This window comes from Roseiarcus sp. (genome assembly GCF_049514155.1).
Taxonomy (GTDB): Bacteria; Pseudomonadota; Alphaproteobacteria; order Rhizobiales; family Beijerinckiaceae; genus Roseiarcus.
On sequence record NZ_JBEKVH010000082.1, the window covers coordinates 1 to 16,905 of the forward strand.

The window sequence follows — 16,905 nt, forward strand, 5'->3', positions numbered from 1 at the left end:
CACACCTCGAGCGATCGCCGATCAGAAGTTGCTCTGACCCCCAGTGTTCGCAGTTTTGTCCTGAGTGGCGTCGACTTTGGCGCACCCGACAGGATTCGAACCTGTGGCCTCTGCCTTCGGAGGGCAGCGCTCTATCCAGCTGAGCTACGGGTGCAGGCGCGGCGACGCGCCGCCCCTGATTAGACGATTTTCCCCGAATTGAAAATGGCGGCCCGAACCGGCTCAGGCGGCGAGCGACGCGGCGCGGTCCGGGGCGAAATATTCGAGATAGCGCGGTTCGATCTCGGCGACCGGCATCACCGCGAACACGTCGGTCGCGCCGAAGTCGGCGTCGACCACCGCCTGCGGTCCGAATTTCGCCCCCAGACGCCAATAGCCTTTGATCAGCGGCGGCAGCGCGCGCAAGGCGGCGCGCGCGTCGATCGGCGCGTCGGGCGCCGGCCCGAGGTCGGCGGCGCGGCCCTCGACCGCGTCGACGTCCCACAGCGGATCGCCGCCGCTCGCCGCGCGCAGGAACCTGAGCGCCGCGGCGTGCGCGGTCGGCTCGGCGCCGGGGAAGCTCGCGCAGCCGAAGATCGCGTCGACGCGGTGATGGCGCGCATAGGCCCAGATGCCGCGCCACATCAATTCGATCGCGCGTTTGTTGGAGCGGTAGGCGGGCGCGACGCAGGCGCGGCCGAGTTCGAGCAGCTTTTCGCCGGGATGACGCGCGATGAGCGAAGCGACGTCGAATTCGCCGGCGCTATAGAAGCCGAAATTCGCCGCCGCGACCTCGTCGCGCAGCAGCCGGCAGGCGCCGACTTCGGTCGGCTTGCCGTCGATCCGCAGAACGGATCTGTCGACGATGATCAGGTGGTCGCAGACGCGGTCGAAGCGACAGACGTCGCGGCGGATGAGCCGCGCGGTCGGGTCGGCCTTGGCGCCGCCTTCGGCGAAGAATACGCGATAGCGCAGTTTCTGGGCGCGCCGGATTTCCGCCTTCGTCGTCGCCAGGCGGACGTCGAGTTCGCCGATCGCCGCGAGCGTCTTGGGCAGGCCCATCAGGTCGCGCGCCTGACGACGACGGAACGCCGACCGGCCGGGCGTTGCGCCGGCCAAGGTCGCCAGGCTCATCCAACAATCCCCCGATTCGAACCCCTCGAATCGTCGTCAGATCATTCTTATCGCACGGATTTATGACAGGTGGGCGCGCGCCGGCGCCGAGCCCCGCCCCTCGAGCACGCCTTCGATCGTCGCTTCGAGCCGCCCGACCTCGACCGGCTTGGCGAGGAACGCGTCGAACCCCGCCGCGGTCGCCGCGTCGGCGTCCTCGATCGTCGCGCTGGCGGTCAGCGCGACGATTGCGGCGGGCGGCGCCTTCGCCTCGGCTTCAGCGCGGCGGATGCGCCGCACCGCCTCCAGGCCGTCGACGCCCGGCATCTTGATGTCCATCAGCACGACGTCGAAGCGCGGCGTCGCGCCGCGCGACGCGGCAAGCGCAAGACGCGACGCCTCTTCGCCGTCGCGCGCCCGTTCGACCTCGAAGCCGAGGCGGCGCAGCGCCTTCTGCGCGACGAGGGCGTTGATGTCGTTGTCTTCGGCGAGCAGCGCGCGTCTCGCTCGGCCGCGGCGGGCGGACGGGACGATGGATGGGGCCGGCGCCGCGGCGGGGGCGAATTCGCTGGCGAGCCGCTCGTAGAGCGAGCGAGCGCGAACCGGCTTGACCAGCCAGCCGTCGAAGCCGCTGAGCGAGACCGGGCCGAAGGCGCGCCGTTCGAACGGCGAGAACAGCACCAGCGCCTTGGGCGCGCCGGCGGCGCGCGCGGCGCGGGCGAGACGGTTGGTCGATTCGACCCCGAGCGCGCAATCGACGATGACGAGGTCGGGGCGATCGCCGCTCGCCAGCGCGGTCAGCCCGTCGTCGAGCCCCTCGGCGCGCACGACCGTCAAGCCCGCTTCGACGAGCCGGGCGGCGATCGCCGGCGCCTCGAACGGCGAACTGGCGACGATCAGCGCGCGGCGACCGGCGAGCGCCTTCGGCGCCGATTCGTCCGGCGCGTTCTCGGTCGCCGGCAACGCGACCGCGAAGGCGAAGATGGAGCCGCCGCCGGGATTGTCGGCCAGCGTCAGTTCGCCGCCCATCAGGGCGACGATGCGCTTGGCGATGGCGAGGCCGAGCCCCGTGCCCTCGTAGTGGCGGGCGTTGGAGCCGTCGCCCTGCTCGAAATCCTCGAAGATCGCGGCGCGGCGATCGGGCGGCACGCCGGGACCGGTGTCCTTGACCTGAAACCGCACCCGCCTCTCGGCGTCGAGCGACAATTCGACCCCGACCCCGCCGCGCTCGGTGAACTTGACCGCGTTGCCGGCGAGGTTGGTCAGCGCCTGGCGCAGCCGCAGGCCGTCGCCGACGACGATGCGCGGCGCGCCGGCGGCGATCGAGGCGGAAATCTCCAGCCCCTTGCCCTGCGCCTGCGGCGCCAGCAGCTCGACGACGCTCTCGACCAGCTTCTTCAGGTCGAAGGTCTCGCTGACGAGTTCGAGCCGACCCGCTTCGATCTTGGAGAAATCGAGGATCTCGTCGATCAGGCCGGCGAGCGCGCCGCCCGATCCGCGGATCGCCTCGACATAGCTCGCGTGCTCGGGATCGAGCCGCGCGTCGCGCAGCAGGTCGGCCATGCCGAGGATGCCGGCGAGCGGCGTGCGGATCTCGTGGCTCATCGTCGCCAGGAAGCGCGATTTGGCTTCGCTCGCCGCTTCGGCGCGCTCGCGCGCGGCCGCCCCCTCCTTCAGCCGCCAGACCTCGTCGCGCAGACGCTCGGTCTCCGCCTCCGCCTGCGCGCTGCGCGATTCGGCGCGCCGGCGCGCGCCGGCGATCGCCGCGGCGAGCGCCAGCGTCAGCGCCAACAGCGGACCAGCCTCGATAGCCAGCACGCGCAGATCGAATTGCGCGGCATTGGTCAGAGCGTCGATCATCGGATTTCCCGGCCCGCCGATCCTTCAGGATTCGGCCAAGCCGACCCTGACAGGACGCGGTTGAGAAACCCTTGCCCGAACCTCCGAAATTCACGCCAAAATGGCCCGGAGCGGGGGAATCGGAGCGCGCGTTCGAGCCGCTCGGGCCGTCCCGACCGGTCGCGGCGCGACCAAAAGCGCGCCGCCGCCGCGTCACGCTGCGGCGGCGGCGCGTTCCTGCGGGCCGCGGTAGCTCAACGCCTCGGCGAGATGGGCGCGCCCGACCGCGTCGGCGCCGTCGAGGTCGGCGAGCGTGCGGGCGAGCTTGAGCACGCGGTGGTAGCCGCGGGCGGACAGCCGCATGCGCTCGGCCGCGTCGCGCAGCAGCGACATCGCCGAAGCCTCCGGCGCGGCGACCGCCTCGACCACGTTGGCCGGCGCGGCGGCGTTACAGGCGACGCGATCGAGCCCGAGCGCGCGGTAGCGCTCGGCTTGGATCGTCCGCGCCGCCGCCACCCGCTCGGCGATTTCGGCCGAGCCTTCGCGCGGCGGCGGCTGAAGCAGATCGGCGGCGGCGACCGCCGGCACGTCGATGGTCAGATCGAAGCGGTCGAGCAAGGGTCCCGACAGCCGCGCCTGATATTGGGCGACGCAGCGCGCATTGGGGCCGCGGCGGCAGGCATAGCCGGGTTCGTCGGCGTGGCCGCAACGGCACGGGTTCATCGCCGCCACCAATTGGAAGCGAGCGGGATAGACGATGCGGTGGTTGGCGCGGGCGATCGCCACTTCGCCGGATTCGAGCGGCTGGCGCAGGCTGTCGAGCGCCTGCGGATTGAACTCGGGCAGCTCGTCGAGAAACAGCACGCCGTGGTGGGCGAGCGAGATCTCGCCCGGCCGCGCGTGAACGCCGCCGCCCACCAGCGCCGCCATCGACGCCGAATGGTGCGGGGCGCGGAACGGCCGGCGATCGGTCAAGGCGCCGCCGGCGAGCTCGCCGGCGACCGAATGGACCATCGACACTTCGAGCAGCTCGCGCGGCCGCAGCGGCGGCAGAATCGACGGCAGCCGTTGCGCCAGCATCGACTTGCCCGCTCCCGGCGCGCCGCACATCAGCAGATTGTGGCCGCCGGCGGCGGCGACTTCGAGCGCGCGTTTGGCGCTTTCCTGACCCTTGATGTCGGCGAGGTCGGGCTGCGGCCCGCCCGCGGCGCGTAAGCGCGGCGTCGGGCGCGCCAAAATTTGCGTTCCCTTGAAATGGTTGGCGAGCTGGATCAGCGAGCGCGGCGCGAGAATGTCGAGTTCGGCCGAGGCCCAGGCCGCCTCCGGCCCGCAGGCGGCGGGACAGACGAGGCCGAGGCCGCGCGCGTTGGCGGCGATCGCCGCCGGCAGCACGCCGGCGACCGGGCTGATCGTGCCGTCGAGCGCCAGCTCGCCGATGACGGCGTAACCGTCGAGCGCGTCGGCGGGGATCGCCCCGATCGCCGCCATGACGGCGAGCGCGACCGGCAGATCGTAGTGACTGCCCTCCTTGGGCAGGTCGGCGGGAGCGAGATTGACGGTGATGCGGCGCGCCGGCAACGCCAGGCCGGAGGCGACCAGAGCCGCGCGCACCCGCTCGCGCGATTCGGCCACCGCCTTGTCGCCGAGGCCGACGATGGTGAAGGCGACGGCGCCGTTGGCGACCTGGACCTGGACGTCGACCGGACGCGCCTCGACGCCTTCGAACGCCACTGTGGCTACGCGCGCGACCATGGCGCTCCTCGCCCGGCCGCGAAGGCGACCGTCAGGCCTAGAACATATGCAGAACGGGGGCGCGATGGCAAGAGGCCGCCGCCGGTCCTAGCGTCACTTGCCGCGTTCTTTGACGGCGGCGAGGATCGGCCCGGTCCCGGACGCCTGCACCAGCACCGCGTCGACGAGCCGCGGATCGGTCTTGGCGGGCAGGTCGAACCGCTCGGGTTCGCCGCGCCACCGGCCGATGAGGACGAGATCGACGACGACATGGGCGTGGGGCAGCAGGCGGCCGGCGTTCTCGCCGCGTTTGACGGCGACCTCGCGCGTCGAGGGATCGTAACGCGCGAGCCAGACCTCGGCGCCGCCGGTCGGCGCTTCGCCCGCGCCGATCACGGCGTGTCCCGCTTCGATCGATAGGTCGGGGCCGCCGGCGCCGCGATCCTCGCGCTGGACCAGCGCCTGCAGTTCGGCCGCGTCGGCGCCGGTGACGTCGGCGCGGCCGTTGACGACCGCCTGGGGCGTGTAGACTTCGCCGTGACCGAGCGTCCGGGCGTAGGCCCATTGGCGGGCGGTGAAGGCTGGCTTGGCGAACGTGTCCTTCCAGCCGAGCGAATCCCAGTAATCGACGGCGAAATTGAGCGCCAGCGCGTCGTCGCGCGCCGCCCAGGCGAAAAGATTGGCGTTGGCGGGCGGGCAGGACGAGCAGCCCTGGCTCTGGAACAGCTCGATCACCAGCGGATGACGCGCGTCGGCCGCGCTGGCCGGAGCGACGACGAGCGCCAGCGACAGCGCCGCGCCGGCGGAAGAAAGGGGAAGAGCGCGCATTTGAAACTCCTTGCGTCGCCAGGCGCGACGCCGTTCCTTCCCTTTCGCCGGCGCCCGGGCCGTCGTTACGCGCCCCACGCCGGCGATGCTATAGCGGTCCGCCCGGCCGAGGCGCCGAGCGCGGCGCATTCAGGCGAAAGGGCGTTTGGCGATGAACACCGCGCGGATCGTCGAGGCCGCGATCGAGGATGTCGCCGACATCCTTGGCTTCATCCGGGACCTCGCGAAGTTCGAAAAGCTCGAGCGCGAAGTCGCGGCGACGGAGCAAGGCCTGCGCGAGAGCCTGTTCGGACCGCGCAGATACGCCGAGGTCGTCTTCGTCGAGGAAGAGGGCGAACGGGTCGGCTTCGCCATCTTCTTCCACAACTACTCGACCTTTCTCGGTCGGCCGGGCCTCTACCTCGAGGATCTTTACATCCGTCCGGAGAAGCGGGGCCAAGGTTACGGCAAGCTGCTGTTGCGGCATTTGGCAAGCCTCGCCGTCGCGCGCGGCTGCGGGCGGCTCGAATGGTGGGTGCTCGATTGGAACCGGGGCGCGATCGACTTCTACCGCTCGCTCGGCGCCGAGCCGATGTCCGACTGGACGGTCTATCGGCTCTCCGGCGACGCGCTTCGGCGTCTGGCTTCGGCCGACTGAAAGGCGATCGGCGCAATGCCGTTTTTTCGCGCCGCCTCGCTGTGCTAAGCAGCGCCTCGACTTTGCCGGAGTTGGCGCGCGAAATGGCTCGCACCGATTTCACCACGCCGCGCCTGTGCCTCGAATGCGACCTCAGCGAGGGCGCAACGGCGGCGCTGTCGCTCGACGAAGCCAATTATCTCCTCAATGTCCTGAGGCTGACGCGCGGCGCAGGGGTGCTCGTGTTCAACGGCCGCGACGGCGAGTTCGCCGCGACGATCGGCGCGGCGACGCGCAAGTCGGCGACGCTGACGATCGGCGAGCGCATCCGGCCGCAGGAATTTCCGCCCGACGTCGACTATCTGTTCGCGCCGCTGAAGCACGCGCGGCTCGACTACATGGCGCAGAAGGCGGTCGAGATGGGCGCGCGCCGCCTGCAACCGGTCATCACCCGCCGCACGCAGGCGAGCCGCGTCAATCTCGCCCGCCTCGCCGCCAACGCGCGCGAGGCGGCGGAGCAATGCGGCGTCATCTGGCTGCCGGACGTGTCGCCGGCGCGGCGGCTCGAAGAGGTTCTCGCCGCTTGGCCGGCCGAGCGGCTGCTGATCTTCTGCGACGAGGACGCGCCGCTCGCCAATCCAGTCGCCGGACTGGCGGCGATACACGCCAACGCCGGCGTATCGCTGCTGATCGGACCCGAAGGCGGGTTCGACGACAGCGAGCGGCAGGCGATCGCGCGGCTGCCGCGCGCGCTGCGCTTGAGTCTCGGTCCGCGCGTGCTGCGCGCCGACACGGCCGCAGTGGCGGCGCTGGCGTTGATTCAGAGCCGCTTCGGCGATTGGCGCTGACCTTATGGACAGGCGCGCGGCGCGCCTTCATGCCGCCACGTTATCGCCGCAGCTTGCCGCCCTCGATTCGGGTGGGCGCCATGATCTTGCTGGTTCAGCGTGCGATGTTGGGCGCAACGGTTTCTCTCGCGGCGTGCCTGGCGGCTGCGCAGGCGCCCGCCGGCGATTCCACCGCGCCGATCGCGCCCTCAAACGCGCGCTGCCGTTCCCATGGCGACGGCTTTATCGGCGTCGCCGGGTCGGACGCGTGCATTCGCATCAGCGGCTATATCGACGCCGGAGCGGATTTCTCCACCTCGCGCGGCGGACGCGACGCGCCGCTGTTGGCGCCGGCGAATCCGGCCTTGCGAACCGGCGCCGCCGCCGCGCTCGACTCGCGTTTCGACACGTCGATGGGGCCGGCCCGCGTCTATATCGAAATCGGGCGCCCGCGCTTCGGGCCCTGAACGATCGGCCGCCCCGCCGACCGGATGCGTCTCAGGCCATGCTCGGTCTTGGCCCAATGGTGCGGCCGGATCGCCAGATCGAATAGCGCCGCCCAAGTCGCGACGCAAATCAGCGCGTAATAGAGCGGCAAAGTGGCGAGGATGCTCGGCCGCGCGGCGATGCGTCGGCGGCGCATCGCTGTCAGGCCGGGGATCGCCATCGTCATCAGGCCGCTGACGGCGAGCAGATAGATCGCCAGATCGCCCGTGATCTGCCAAACGCTCGCCGCGGCGAGCTGACCCGAGACGGCGCGCCAGACCGCGGCGAAGAACAGCGGCGGCCCGCACAAGCCGCCGAGCGTCGAGCCGCCGATCAGCGCCAGCGCGGCGAGCGCGCGACACCGACCCAGCGCGCCGGCGAAGCAAAGCGGCCGCCGGCTGTGAACGATCAGCGTCTGCATCCAGCCCTTCTGCCAGCGCACGCGCTGGCGGAACCAGCTGGCGAAAACGACCGGCGCTTCCTCAGCCGTCGACGACGCGAGCGTGGCGACGCGGACGCCGGCAAACGCGAGCCGCATGCCGAGGTCGGCGTCTTCGGTGACGTTCCAGGCGTCCCAGGCGCCGACGCGCCGCAGCGTCTCGACGCGGAAATGGTTGGAGGTGCCGCCGAGTGGGATCGGCAGGTCGAGCGCGGCGAGACCTGGATTGATCAGGTCGAACAGCGTCGCGTATTCGACCGCGAACATCGCGCTGATCCACGAGTCGGCGGCGTTGTCGATCGTCAGCGCCGCCTGCAGGCAGTCGACGTCGGGTTCGGCGGCGAAGCGCGCCGCGGCGAGCCGGAGCTGGTCGGCGTCGGGTTCGTCCTCGGCGTCATAGACGACGACCAGCGCGCCGCGCGCCGCCGGCAGGGCGATGTTGAGCGCGCGCGGCTTGGTCGCCGGCGGGCCGGGCGGGGCGACGACGATCTCGTAGCGCGCCGGCAGGTCGAGCGACTCGAACGCCGCCCGCGTGGGGGCGTCGTCGCGTTCGACGACCAGTTTGATGTCGAGCTTGCTGCGCGGATAGTCGAGCGCGTCGAGGCTGCGCACGAGCTTGGCGACCATCCGTTCCTCGCCGCGCAGCGGCGCGATGATCGTGTAGATCGGCAGGTCGGCGTCGTCGAGCGGCCTGGCGCTCGCGGGCGCGGCCGCCGCGGCGACCGCCAGATTGCGCAACACGATCGCCGCGGCGAACAGCGACCACAGGGTGGCCGACAGGACCAGGGCGAGGCCGCCCGGCGCGACCGCCGCCGCCGATGTCGCGACGACGGCGAAGACGCCGAGCGCGACGCACTGGCGGGGGCTGAAGCCGAAACGCGCGCACAGCGCCGGGTCGCGCCGCGCCAGAGCGTCCGCCGCCGTTTCGGCGATGCGCGCGCCCGCCTCGGCGCGCACCTTGTCGCTCAACATCCGCGGCGAGGCGATCGCCACGCCTGAGGGCAGCGCGCCCGCTTCGGCTCGCTCGAGAAGGTAGCGGATCGCCGCGGCGCGCGGCGCAGCGATGACGCGCAAGCCGGCGCGGTTCGGCGCAAGCGGCGCGACGCCGCAGGCGATCGCCGGATCGGCCTCGACCGATTGGGCGACCCGGATCTCGCCGCGGTAGAAGGGAAGCCGCAGATGGCGCGCCAGCGCGCGATAATAGTCGTCTTCGCCGATCAGGCCTTCGCCGAGCAGCGCTTGCTCGGCCGAGACGCCGTAGCGTCGCGCCGCCGCCTCCGCCTGCAGCAACGCGCCCGGCGCCCAACCTTGCGCGGCGAGGAAGGCGATCTCCGGCGCGAACGCGCCGCCGACGCGCGCCGACAGCTGCGCCGGCTCGCGCCGCGCGACGGTCGACTGAGCGTTATATGGGTCGCTTCGCGGCCAGCCCCGCCCCCGGGCCGCCGCTTGCATCGGCAAATCGCCCACGCTACCAACTCGCTAACGCACGCCGCATGACGATTGCGCACGTCGCGCCCGCCCCCAAAGCGCTCGCGACGCTCGCATCGATGAGAATGAACCGAAACTGACGGATGACTCCATGTCGGCCGTGCGTTATTTAACGCTCTGCGTGACGCTGGCCGCAAGCATCGCCGCGGCGGCGGCGGACCGTCTTCCGGCGCCCAGCTTCTGGGACCCGAACCTGCATCTCGAGCGGCCGGACCTTTCGGCTCTGCGCGCGATCCGTTTCCTGACCGACGACGACTATCCGCCGCTCGATTTCGCCCTCGGCGACGGCTCGCTGATCGGCTTCAACGTCGAAATTGCGCGCGCGATCTGCGAGGAGCTGCACATCGGCTGCACCATCCAGGCGCGCCGCTGGGACACGCTGGTCGATTCGCTGGAAACCGGCAAAGGCGACGCGGTGATCGCCTCGATCGCCGCCAGCGCCGCGACGCGCGCGCGGATCGATTTCACCCAGCCTTATTACAAGACGCCGGCGCGGTTCGTCATGCGCAACGACTCGCCGCTCGCCGACGCGACGCCGACGACGCTCGCCGGCAAGACGGTCGCCGTCATCGCCGGCTCGGCGCATCAATCGTTCCTGGCGACTTTCTTCCCCGCCGCGACCGGCAAGCCCTATCCCAATTTTACCGCGCTGCACGAAGCGCTGCGCAAGGGCGAAGTCGACGCCGTCTTCGCCGACGGGCTGACGCTGGCGGTGTGGCTGGCGGGCGAGGAATCGGGCGGCTGCTGCGTCTTCAAGGGCGGACCCTACACCGAGAGCCGCTACTTCGGCGAAGGCGTCGGCATCGCCGTGCGCAAGGAGGACGCCGATCTGCGCCGCGCGATGGACTGGGCGCTCGCCCGCCTCGCCGCGCGCGGCGTCTACGCCGAAATCTACACCAAGTACTTTCCGGTCGGGTTCTACTGAGGCGGGCGGGGCCGTCGCGCGCCCCTGCCGAACCAACCCAGGCCGGCGCCATTTTCCGGCGCGCACGTTTGCTCTCAAGGGCTTGCGAGGAAAATGTCCGCCGTCTCGTCGCGTGGCCGGCGTTCTCGAGCGGGCCGGCCAAGTCTATCGCCGCGCCTGAGTTTATATTACCTTGTAAATCTGTTATATGCGCCGGCTAAGCACGCCAAACGCCGTCTCGCGCCGACGCGGCTCAGAACCGCGTGACGACGGCGACGCCGACCGAGGGAAATTTGTCCATATTCATCAGCGCGTCGATCGATTGTTCGAGGCTGATGCGTTCGCCGATCAGCCGCTCCGGCCGCAGCTTGCCGGACTGAACCATGTCCAGCATTGCGCCGTAACGGTGGGCCTGCATGCCGTGGCTGCCGAGCAGTTCAAGCTCATTGGCGACGACCTTGCTCATCGGGATTCGCGGCGCGCTGTGATCGCCCAGCATCAACCCGACCTGCACGTGCTTGCCGCGCTTCCTCAGGCAGCTGACCGAATTGAAGCAGGTCGTCGGAGCCCCAAGCGCGTCGATCGACACATGCGCGCCGCCGTTCGTCGCCTCGATCACCGCTTCGGCGACGTCGGCGACGGAATTGGCGTTGATCGTCGCGACGGCGCCCAGGTCGCGCGCCAAGGCGAGCTTGTCGTCGGAAATGTCGACGCCGATCCCATTGGCGCCGATCGCGTTGGCGATCATGATCGCAGAGAGCCCGACGCCGCCGCAGCCGTGAACCGCGACCCACTGCCCCGCGCTCGTCCGGCCCTGGTCGACGACGGCGCGAAAGGAGGTCGCGAACCGGCAGCCGAGGCTCGCCGCCGTGTCGAACGCGAGGCTCTCGGGCAGCGCGACGAGGTTGAGATCGGCGCGATGGATCGAGACGAATTCGGCGAACGACCCCCAATGGGTGAAGCCGGGCTGGAACTGATGGTCGCAAACCTGCTGCTGTCCCGCCTGGCACTGCGGGCATTCGCCGCAGCCACAGACGAAGGGAACCGTCACGCGATCGCCCGGCTTCCATTTCCGCACGTCCTTGCCGACAGCCTCGACGATTCCGGCAAGCTCGTGGCCCGGCACATGGGGCAGCGTGATGTCGTTGTCGTGCCCGACCCAGCCATGCCAGTCGCTGCGGCAAACGCCGGTCGCCTGGACCCGCAACACGACCCCATGCGCTGCGGGCGTCGGGTCCGGGACGTTCGCCAGCTTCGGCGGCTGCGAGAACGCTTCATAGAGAACGGCTTTCATCGCGGATTCCTTCGGCGCGCGAACAATCGCGCCATACCAATCCCATCGGAATGGCGCGCCGATTCCCCTCGTCGTTCGAGACGCGCCGCTAACGCGGCGCTCCTCACGATGAGGGGAATCAGATTCGCGCACTCTTCACCGCCCTCATCCTGAGCCGCCTGCGTAAGCAGGCGAGTCGAAGGATGAGGGCGGCTGGGCTCGACAAACGCTCAAAGCGGGCGGCGCGTCACGGCTTCTTCGGTTCGACATGCCCGCCGAAGCCCTTGCGCATCGCCGAGATGATCTTCTCGGCAAAGGTGTGCTCCTTGCGCGAGCGGAAGCGCGCGTAGAGCGCGGCGGACAGCACCTCGGCCGGCACCGCCTCGTCGATCGCCGCCTGCAACGTCCAGCGGCCCTCGCCCGAATCCTCGACATAGCCGGAGAAGGATTCGAGCTTCTCCTCGCGCGCCAGCGCGATCGAAGTGAGGTCGAGCAGCCACGACGAGACGACGCTGCCGCGCCGCCACACTTCGGCGATGTCGGCGACGTCGACGGTGAAACGATGCTCCGCGTCGACGGTCGGCGCGTCGGCATTGCGCAGGATGTCGAAGCCTTCGGCATAGGCCTGCATCAGGCCGTATTCGATTCCGTTGTGCACCATCTTGACGAAATGGCCGGCGCCGCACGGTCCGGCGTAGAGATAGCCTTCCTCGACGCGGGAATCGCGCGCTTCGCGGCCGGGCGTCGGCGGGATCGTCCCACGACCGGGCGCGAGCGTCTTGAAAACGGAATCGAGCCGTTCGAAGGTCTCGCGCCGGCCGCCGATCATCATGCAGAAGCCGCGCTCGAGCCCCCACACGCCGCCGCTGACGCCGACGTCCATATAATCGACGCCGTCGCCGGCGAGCGACTTGCCGCGCCGCACGTCGTCGCGCCAGAACGAATTGCCGCCGTCGATGACGCAGTCGCCGCGCTTGAGCAGCGGCCGCAGCAATTCGATCGTCGATTCGGTGGCGGCGCCCGCCGGCAGCATGATCCAGACCGTGCGCGGCGCGGCGAGCGCGCCGACCATCGCCGCAATCGATTCGACCGCCGTCGCGCCATCGGCCGCCAGCGCCTTGCCCGGCGCCGGATCGCGGTCGTAGACGACGCAGGCTTGCCCGGCGCGCGTCAGCCGGCGGACGATGTTGGCGCCCATGCGCCCCAGACCGATGACGCCGAGTTGCATGGATGGCCTCCTGATCTCGCTGACCGAGCGCGTCAGTCCTTGGCGCGCTCGACATAGGCGCCGTCTTCCGTCTGGATGACGACGCGGGTTCCGGTGCTGACGTGCGGCGGCACCATGACGCGCGCGCCGTTGGAGAGCTTAGCGGGCTTGTATGACGAAGACGCCGTCTGGCCCTTCATCGCCGGCTCGGTCTCGACGATCTCCAGCGTCACCCGCGGCGGCAACTGGATGCCGACCGGAATCTCGTTGAAGATCGACAGGATGACTTTCATCCCTTCCTGCAACCATTGCTTCTGGTCGCCGATGACGTCGGCCGGCACCTGGATCTGATCGTAGGTGTCGGCGTTCATGAAATGATAGCCGTCGTTGTCGGAATAGAGGAAGTCGTAATTCTTGTCCTCGACGAAGGCGCGCTCGACCTGCTCGGTGGTCTTGAAACGGTCGGTGACCTTCACCCCGTCGGACAGGCGGCGCATGTCGATCTGGGTCGTCGGCGTGCCCTTGCCGGGGTGGAAGCTTTCGGCCGAGAGGACGACACAGAGCTGGCCATCGTCCCGCTCGATGATGTTGCCCTTGCGAATCGAGCTGGCGATCACTCTCACGTCTTAAGTCCTTAAGGCTGGGCGCGCGGAGGCGCAGAGGCGGCTTTCCCTCCCTCCGGCGCGAAATGCGGCGCGACCATACTGATTTTGGCGGCAAAGGCCAGTCTTCAGCGGCGGCGGCGGCGCGAATTTCGGCGGCGGGAGGCAATAGCGGCCAGGAGGTCAGATTGAATTGCCGTTTTTGCGCCTATGGCGGAATCGGCGGAAGCGTGAGCTCTTCAGCCGGCCTGGATGGGCGCGCGGACCGTCAATAGACCGTCGGCCTGTCCTCCGTTTGCGTGATGAGCCGCGCGCCGCGCTGGTTGCGTGTGTAGATCCATAACCAGTTGAGCGCGACGCTGAGTCGAGACCGGACGCCGACCAGGAAGTAGATATGGACGACGCCCCAGAACCACCAGGCGATCGAACCCCGCAGCTTAAGCCATCCGAAATCGATCACGGCCTTGCCCTTGCCGATCTGGGCGAGGCTCCCTTCATGGCGATACCGGAACGAACGTCGCTCGGACTTGCCCGAAAGCCGCCGGCGGATCGTCTCGGCCACGAAAGTCCCCTCCTGCTTCGCCGCGGGCGCGATGCCGGGGACCGGCGCCCCGTTCGTCCCCGGAACGGTGATGGTGTCTCCCACCGCGAAGATGTCCGGGCGTCCGGGAATTCTGAGGTCCGGTTCGACGACGATCCGGCCGTTGCGGTCCGCCGGCGCACGCAGCCATTCCGCGGCCGGCGACGCGCGCACGCCCGCCGCCCAGATGACGGTGTGCACTTCGACGCGTTGGCCGCCGAGGGTGACCGCCGCGCGCTCGATTTGCGTGACCGGAGCGTTCAACCTGACCTCGACGCCGAGCTTCTCGAGCGCGCGCTTCGCATAGTCTGAGAGACTGTCCGGATAACCGTTCAGAACTTTTGGCCCCGCTTCGACGAGCAGCACTCTCGTCTTGCGCGTATCGATCGCGCGGAAGTCGCGCGGGAGCGTATCGCGCGCCAGGTCGGCGATCGTGCCGGCCAATTCCACGCCGGTGGGACCACCGCCGACGATCACGAAGGTGAGCAGCGCCGCAAGCCGCGCCGGGTCGGTTTCGCGCTCGGCTTCCTCGAACGCCATTAGGATGCGGCCGCGGATTGCGATGGCGTCTTCGATCGTTTTCAACCCCGGCGCTGCCGCTTCCCATTCCTCATGCCCGAAATAGCCGTGGCGGGCGCCCGTCGCGAGGATCAGCGTGTCGTAGGGAATCGCGGTTCCATCCGCGAGGCGCACGGCGCGGCCGACCGGATCGACACCCGCTACCGTCCCGAGCAGGGTCGTGACGTCCTTGCGGTCGTGGAGCATCGATCGGATCGGCCACGCGACCTCTGAAGGCGCCAGCGATGCGGTCGCAACCTGATACAGGAGCGGCTGGAAGAGGTGGTGATTGCGCTGGTCGATGAGGATGATGTCGACCGCTGCGCCCTTCAGGCGCTTCACTGCCCACAGGCCGCCAAATCCGGCGCCGACGATGACGACGCGATGTCGCTTCGAACGATCGCTGCTCGCCGTCATCGGTATGCCTTAAATGAACGTCCAATCATCGCGCGAGGCCATTGGCGGCGGGCGTCGTCAAACGAACGCCGGCGACCGAGCGGCCAGACGCTGGACTTGGCGATCCTAATCGAGAGAATGAGGATATGCTTCTGGCGCGCGCCATTGCGGGATTGGTCTTCCTGTTCGCGGTCATCGCAAGCGTGCTCCTTGGTTCAGCCGGGACACTGCACGTCGGACGCATGTGGGTGATGCTGGCGGCGTTCTTCGGAAGCGCGGCGCTTATCACTACATGGCTTTGGTTCCACGACAAGGCGCTGCTGGAGCGGCGCGTGAAGGCGGGACCGGGTTCGGAGTCCGATCCGATCCAAAACGTCGTCCAGGCGCTGGCGGGGCTCGCCTTTCTGGGGACCTTCGCCGTGGCGGGATTCGACAGCCGCTTTGGTTGGTCCAGTGCGCCTCTCGCCGTTTCGCTCGCGGCCGACGGAATGATCGCCATCGGCTTCCTGATTGTTTTCCTCACGTTCCGCGAGAATACGTTTACCGCCGGCGCCATCGAGATCGCCGAGGGCCAGCGCGTGATCGACACCGGTCCCTATGCGATCGTTCGGCATCCCATGTACGCCGGCGCCCTCGTCATGATCGCCGGAATACCGCCAGCGCTTGGCTCCTGGTCGGGGCTTATTCCCGCCGCCTTGCTCGTGCCCATCATCATCTGGCGGCTGATGCGTGAGGAGGCGTTCTTGGCTGCCAACCTTGCCGGCTACTGCGACTACCAAGACCACGTACGCTACCGGCTGGCGCCGGCCATCTGGTAGTCCCAAGGCACCACCGACTTTCTTGATTTTGGCGTCGCGCGCCTTATTGCTGTTTCATGGATGGCATCTGCGCTTTCTGCGGCAAGCAGGCGTTGTTGAGAGAAAGCCACGTCCTGCCAGCCTTCATCTTTCGTTGGCTTCGCGACCGCTCTGGGTCCGTGGGCCACCTCCGGCATACCGATAGCCCCAATCGTCGCGTACAAGATGGGCTAAAGTTTCCGTGGCTTTGTAATGATTGCGAAGGTCACTTCAACCGCTACGAGACGGCTTTCGCAAACCAAGTCTTTTACCCTTGGCACGCGGGCAAGCAGCGTATCGGCTATGGGAATTGGCTTCTGAAGTTTTGCGTCTCAATATCTTGGCGCGTTCTTAAATTCGCGCGAGGAAAGAATAAAACTCCATCGTATACAACTGAACAAATGCGCCTCATGGATAAAGCAGAATTCACTTGGCGAGCATTTCTCAACGATGACGATCCTCACCCCGGTGACTTTGAGCAGCACATTTTGATATTCGACACAATTGCCAATACGAACGTACCGGGACTGCCAAATAACTTTAACCGCTTTATGATGGGAGCGGTGACACTCGACATAGTTGGTTCCCGCAATTCACTAATGACATTTGCAAAGCTCGGCCGGTTCAATATTTTTGGGATTATACAAAAAGGCAATGGAGAGTGGGACGGCACGAAAATTCACGTTCGGCAAGGTTTATTGAAACCAAATAGAGTAGTAATTCCGGCTGGATTGTTGGACTTATTTATTGAAAAGGCGGCGCACGTGTCGAAGTCATTTGCGACTATATCGAAATCGCAAAGGGAAAAAATCGACTATAACGTCGTTAGTAATATTGATGATTTCGCCAAGTCTGATCAATTTGCGTCCATCTTAGCTGACGCTGAGATGTTCGGCGAGGACGCTGTTCTGTGGAAGGACGAGCTTTAAGGGAACGCGGCGATCCAATTGTCCGCTTCAACAAATCGCTTCCCTCAAGCCGCCCGTCCGTTCCCTACAACCTGCGAAAATTCGGGGTGCCCCCCCACCCCAATGCGCCCGCCCTGGCGCGCCTCGGCGAATCCCGTTATCCCCTCAACCCACCTTGACCTCCGCCTCGCCCTTCTGGACCCCGTCCCGCCACGCCGACCGGCGGCCGCGCCTGGCGGCGCGGGCGCGTCTTGCCGCCCTCATCCGCAGCCATTTCGCGACCGAAAGCTTCCTC

The 16,905-nt window shown here is 68.2% G+C and carries 15 protein-coding genes and 1 tRNA gene; 6 read left to right on the forward strand and 10 right to left on the reverse strand.

Annotation, left to right across the window (positions count from 1 at the left end):
* Positions 1–77: 77 nt before the first annotated feature.
* The 5 genes from ABSF49_RS12870 to ABSF49_RS12890 all read right to left on the reverse strand — a co-directional run bounded on the left by ABSF49_RS12870 (position 78) and on the right by ABSF49_RS12890 (position 5,490).
* Positions 78–154, reverse strand: a tRNA-Arg gene (locus tag ABSF49_RS12870).
* A gap of 68 nt (positions 155–222) precedes the next feature.
* Positions 223–1,113 carry a l-ornithine N(alpha)-acyltransferase gene (olsB, locus tag ABSF49_RS12875; RefSeq protein ID WP_424113050.1) on the reverse strand — a complete coding sequence of 297 codons (891 nt, stop codon included), beginning with the start codon at positions 1,111–1,113 and terminating at the stop codon, positions 223–225.
* Positions 1,114–1,173: 60 nt separating this feature from the next.
* Positions 1,174–2,952, reverse strand: a complete 1,779-nt coding sequence (locus ABSF49_RS12880; protein WP_424113051.1) for an ATP-binding protein — start codon at positions 2,950–2,952, stop codon at positions 1,174–1,176.
* A gap of 192 nt (positions 2,953–3,144) precedes the next feature.
* Positions 3,145–4,683: a YifB family Mg chelatase-like AAA ATPase gene (locus tag ABSF49_RS12885; RefSeq protein WP_424113052.1), complete on the reverse strand. Its 1,539-nt coding sequence runs from the start codon at positions 4,681–4,683 to the stop codon at positions 3,145–3,147.
* Between the two features lie 93 nt (positions 4,684–4,776).
* Positions 4,777–5,490: a DUF1223 domain-containing protein gene (locus tag ABSF49_RS12890; protein WP_424113053.1), complete on the reverse strand. Its 714-nt coding sequence runs from the start codon at positions 5,488–5,490 to the stop codon at positions 4,777–4,779.
* Between the two features lie 151 nt (positions 5,491–5,641).
* Here ABSF49_RS12890 and ABSF49_RS12895 point away from each other — a divergent pair, with 151 nt between their 5' ends.
* The 3 genes from ABSF49_RS12895 (at position 5,642) to ABSF49_RS12905 (ending at position 7,400) form a co-directional block, all read left to right on the forward strand.
* Positions 5,642–6,127 carry a GNAT family N-acetyltransferase gene (locus ABSF49_RS12895; protein ID WP_424113054.1) on the forward strand — a complete coding sequence of 162 codons (486 nt, stop codon included), beginning with the start codon at positions 5,642–5,644 and terminating at the stop codon, positions 6,125–6,127.
* An 83-nt stretch (positions 6,128–6,210) separates the two neighbouring features.
* Positions 6,211–6,954 carry a 16S rRNA (uracil(1498)-N(3))-methyltransferase gene (locus tag ABSF49_RS12900; protein WP_424113055.1) on the forward strand — a complete coding sequence of 248 codons (744 nt, stop codon included), beginning with the start codon at positions 6,211–6,213 and terminating at the stop codon, positions 6,952–6,954.
* Between the two features lie 80 nt (positions 6,955–7,034).
* Complete coding sequence (locus ABSF49_RS12905; RefSeq protein ID WP_424113056.1) at positions 7,035–7,400, forward strand: porin family protein; 366 nt, start codon at positions 7,035–7,037, stop codon at positions 7,398–7,400.
* On the opposite strand, the gene ABSF49_RS12910 is transcribed toward ABSF49_RS12905, so the two are convergent.
* Entirely contained in the window at positions 7,364–9,325 is a 1,962-nt protein-coding gene (locus ABSF49_RS12910; RefSeq protein ID WP_424113057.1) for a glycosyltransferase family 2 protein, read from the reverse strand. The genes ABSF49_RS12905 and ABSF49_RS12910 overlap by 37 nt on opposite strands.
* Positions 9,326–9,437: 112 nt before the next feature.
* Here ABSF49_RS12910 and ABSF49_RS12915 point away from each other — a divergent pair, with 112 nt between their 5' ends.
* The gene (locus tag ABSF49_RS12915; protein ID WP_424113058.1) at positions 9,438–10,271 is read left to right on the forward strand and encodes a transporter substrate-binding domain-containing protein; all 834 of its coding nucleotides are present in this window, start codon (positions 9,438–9,440) and stop codon (positions 10,269–10,271) included.
* Between the two features lie 232 nt (positions 10,272–10,503).
* Here ABSF49_RS12915 and ABSF49_RS12920 read toward each other — a convergent pair whose 3' ends face one another.
* From ABSF49_RS12920 to ABSF49_RS12935, 4 genes are all read right to left on the reverse strand, one after another.
* Positions 10,504–11,544: a zinc-dependent alcohol dehydrogenase family protein gene (locus tag ABSF49_RS12920; RefSeq protein ID WP_424113059.1), complete on the reverse strand. Its 1,041-nt coding sequence runs from the start codon at positions 11,542–11,544 to the stop codon at positions 10,504–10,506.
* 226 nt (positions 11,545–11,770) lie between these two features.
* Positions 11,771–12,751 (reverse strand): phosphogluconate dehydrogenase (NAD(+)-dependent, decarboxylating), encoded by a 981-nt coding sequence (gene gnd, locus ABSF49_RS12925; RefSeq protein ID WP_424113060.1) that lies wholly within the window; start codon positions 12,749–12,751, stop codon positions 11,771–11,773.
* A gap of 32 nt (positions 12,752–12,783) precedes the next feature.
* The gene (gene efp / locus ABSF49_RS12930; protein ID WP_424113061.1) at positions 12,784–13,353 is read right to left on the reverse strand and encodes an elongation factor P; all 570 of its coding nucleotides are present in this window, start codon (positions 13,351–13,353) and stop codon (positions 12,784–12,786) included.
* A 247-nt stretch (positions 13,354–13,600) separates the two neighbouring features.
* Positions 13,601–14,887 carry an NAD(P)/FAD-dependent oxidoreductase gene (locus tag ABSF49_RS12935; protein ID WP_424113062.1) on the reverse strand — a complete coding sequence of 429 codons (1,287 nt, stop codon included), beginning with the start codon at positions 14,885–14,887 and terminating at the stop codon, positions 13,601–13,603.
* A 125-nt stretch (positions 14,888–15,012) separates the two neighbouring features.
* On the opposite strand from ABSF49_RS12935, the gene ABSF49_RS12940 reads away from it, so the two are divergent.
* On the forward strand, positions 15,013–15,684 hold the full coding sequence (locus ABSF49_RS12940) for a methyltransferase family protein (protein WP_424113063.1): 672 nt from the start codon (positions 15,013–15,015) through the stop codon (positions 15,682–15,684).
* A 56-nt stretch (positions 15,685–15,740) separates the two neighbouring features.
* Positions 15,741–16,631, forward strand: coding sequence for a hypothetical protein (locus tag ABSF49_RS12945; RefSeq protein ID WP_424113064.1), 891 nt, complete (start codon positions 15,741–15,743; stop codon positions 16,629–16,631).
* The last annotated feature ends 274 nt before the right edge of the window (positions 16,632–16,905 follow it).

Coding starts and splice junctions, on each gene's coding strand:
- olsB (WP_424113050.1), bottom strand. CDS start 1,113: ATGAGCCTGGCGACCTTGGCCGGCGCAACGCCCGGCCGGTCGGCGTTC.
- ABSF49_RS12880 (WP_424113051.1), bottom strand. CDS start 2,952: ATGATCGACGCTCTGACCAATGCCGCGCAATTCGATCTGCGCGTGCTG.
- ABSF49_RS12885 (WP_424113052.1), bottom strand. CDS start 4,683: ATGGTCGCGCGCGTAGCCACAGTGGCGTTCGAAGGCGTCGAGGCGCGT.
- ABSF49_RS12890 (WP_424113053.1), bottom strand. CDS start 5,490: ATGCGCGCTCTTCCCCTTTCTTCCGCCGGCGCGGCGCTGTCGCTGGCG.
- ABSF49_RS12895 (WP_424113054.1), top strand. CDS start 5,642: ATGAACACCGCGCGGATCGTCGAGGCCGCGATCGAGGATGTCGCCGAC.
- ABSF49_RS12900 (WP_424113055.1), top strand. CDS start 6,211: ATGGCTCGCACCGATTTCACCACGCCGCGCCTGTGCCTCGAATGCGAC.
- ABSF49_RS12905 (WP_424113056.1), top strand. CDS start 7,035: ATGATCTTGCTGGTTCAGCGTGCGATGTTGGGCGCAACGGTTTCTCTC.
- ABSF49_RS12915 (WP_424113058.1), top strand. CDS start 9,438: ATGTCGGCCGTGCGTTATTTAACGCTCTGCGTGACGCTGGCCGCAAGC.
- ABSF49_RS12920 (WP_424113059.1), bottom strand. CDS start 11,544: ATGAAAGCCGTTCTCTATGAAGCGTTCTCGCAGCCGCCGAAGCTGGCG.
- gnd (WP_424113060.1), bottom strand. CDS start 12,751: ATGCAACTCGGCGTCATCGGTCTGGGGCGCATGGGCGCCAACATCGTC.
- ABSF49_RS12935 (WP_424113062.1), bottom strand. CDS start 14,887: ATGACGGCGAGCAGCGATCGTTCGAAGCGACATCGCGTCGTCATCGTC.
- ABSF49_RS12940 (WP_424113063.1), top strand. CDS start 15,013: ATGCTTCTGGCGCGCGCCATTGCGGGATTGGTCTTCCTGTTCGCGGTC.
- ABSF49_RS12945 (WP_424113064.1), top strand. CDS start 15,741: ATGGATGGCATCTGCGCTTTCTGCGGCAAGCAGGCGTTGTTGAGAGAA.